The 603-nt window shown below is 59.2% G+C and carries 1 pseudogene; it reads left to right on the top strand.

Features of this window, described 5'->3' with window-relative positions:
- Window positions 1-143 precede the first annotated feature (143 nt).
- Window positions 144-603 (top strand): annotated as a pseudogene (locus tag ACTHTY_RS11400) (hypothetical protein); the annotation flags it as partial.

Raw genomic sequence — 603 nt, 5'->3', positions numbered from 1 at the left:
ACGGCCAGGATGGTCTGCCGACCCAACGCACCAATGCGCTGGGCCATACCTTCGGCTACCATTACGACCAAGCCCGCCGCTTAGTCGGCCTCACCAATGAAAACGGTGCGCACTACCGCTTTGCCTATGACGTCCTCGACCGATTGATTGCCGAAAGCGGTTTCGACCATAAGCTGACCGGCTACCGCTACAACGCCGGCAACGAACTGGTCGAGCAGCGCGAATTCGGCGACGACGCCACCCTCGCCGCCAAACTGATGGCGCAGCTGGGCGGACAGCCCGTCCCCCAAAAAGAAGCCGCCCCGCTTTCAGACGGCCTCGACAGTCAAACCCCGCTGCGGACTACCGAGTTCAAACGCGATATATTGGGACGCTTAATCCACACCCTTGCCCGCGATAACGACAAGGTTCAGGAAACCGCTTACCAATACGACCTGGACGGCAACCTCGTCCGTGCCGCCAACAGCCACAACATTACCTGCTTCGACTACAACGGCAACGGCCAAATCATCGGCCAGCACCAATGGAAAGTACCGGCTAAGGAAGAGAACGCACAAAACGGTTTGCCCGAAACCGACTGGCGCGATGCGCAGTACGACATGC

The organism is Neisseria sp. P0019.S002, from assembly GCF_051957155.1.
GTDB classification, from domain to species: domain Bacteria; phylum Pseudomonadota; class Gammaproteobacteria; order Burkholderiales; family Neisseriaceae; genus Neisseria; species Neisseria perflava.
The sequence above is the reverse complement of the archived record's forward strand: the minus strand, read 5'-3'. Positions and strand labels throughout refer to the sequence as shown.